Origin of the sequence: Dickeya oryzae (assembly GCF_009372235.1) — a bacterium.
In the GTDB taxonomy this organism is placed as follows: domain Bacteria; phylum Pseudomonadota; class Gammaproteobacteria; order Enterobacterales; family Enterobacteriaceae; genus Dickeya; species Dickeya oryzae.
The window spans coordinates 1-1182 of record NZ_SULL01000033.1; the positions used below are offsets into that span (position 1 = coordinate 1).

A 1182-nucleotide genomic window follows, 5' to 3' on the forward strand; every position below is an offset into this window, starting at 1 on the left:
GTGCGGTAGTTCAGTCGGTTAGAATACCGGCCTGTCACGCCGGGGGTCGCGGGTTCGAGTCCCGTCCGCACCGCCAACTTATAGAAGCCCTGAGCATAAGCTCAGGGCTTTTTACTTTTCTAAAACACTCTTGTCGACAAAGAGAACGGCGTTCCTTTCCGCCCGCATTATCTGGCTTACTGTGTCGAATTTCGCATCTGACTGCTTATACCCATTGAAACGTGAAGGTAAAAACCCTATAACGATTAACAGTACACGGGTATAGCAGGAATAAAGTGCACAAGAAAACCTATGCGATGAGGTACGTTGCCGGGCAACCGGTAGAGCGTATCTTTCAGCCTTCGGCGATGCATTATTTAAAACAGCAGCCGGCATCCTCAGGACCTCTGATGGTAACGGAGGATCCCCTACGGATAATGGTATGGAATATTTTTAAACAACAACGTACGAATTGGTTGTCCGTCTTGAAGCACTTTGGTCAACGCACACAGCTCATGTTATTGCAGGAAGCGCAATCATCTCCCGAACTGATCCGTTTTGCCACAACACACTATCTTTCTGCAGAACAGGTACCCGCTTTTGTACTTCCCCCCCATCCTTCAGGTGTAATGACGTTATCTTCAGCTCTGCCTATGTATTGCTTTCCTCTGCGTGAACGAGAGCCGTTAATTCGTCTGGCTAAATCAGCATTGATCACTGTATATTCGTTGAGTGATGGGCGGTTGTTAATGGTCATTAATATCCATGCGGTCAATTTCAGTCTGGGAGTAGAGGCCTATACCAATCAGCTTGAGACCATCGGTGAGCAATTGAAACGTCACTCTGGGCCAGTGATTATGGCGGGGGATTTTAATGCATGGAGTCAGCCTAGGGTGAGCGCACTTTATCGGTTTGCTCATCGGATGGGGCTTTGTGAAGTGTCGTTTTCCAATGATCAGCGGCGCAGGGCGTTTGGCAGACCACTGGATTTCGTTTTTTATCGGGAACTGGCGGTAACTGATTCATCGGTACTGGTTACAGATGCTTCTGATCACAACCCCTTACTGGTCGAGTTTGGTATTGAGTGAGATCTGCTATATCACTACCAATAAAAAAACCGCCTAAGTGGCTAATGCCAGTCACTTAAGGTGACTGGCATTGTTTTTAAAAGGGTATTTGGGCTTTTTTTGCCTCACTTCTCTT

Annotated in this window: 1 protein-coding gene; it reads left to right on the top strand. The window is 47.3% G+C overall.

The window, feature by feature from the left end:
• Positions 1–275 precede the first annotated feature (275 nt).
• A complete protein-coding gene (locus FAZ14_RS20175) occupies positions 276–1067 on the top strand; it encodes an endonuclease/exonuclease/phosphatase family protein (protein WP_038924927.1) in 792 nt (263 codons plus the stop codon).
• The last annotated feature ends 115 nt before the right edge of the window (positions 1068–1182 follow it).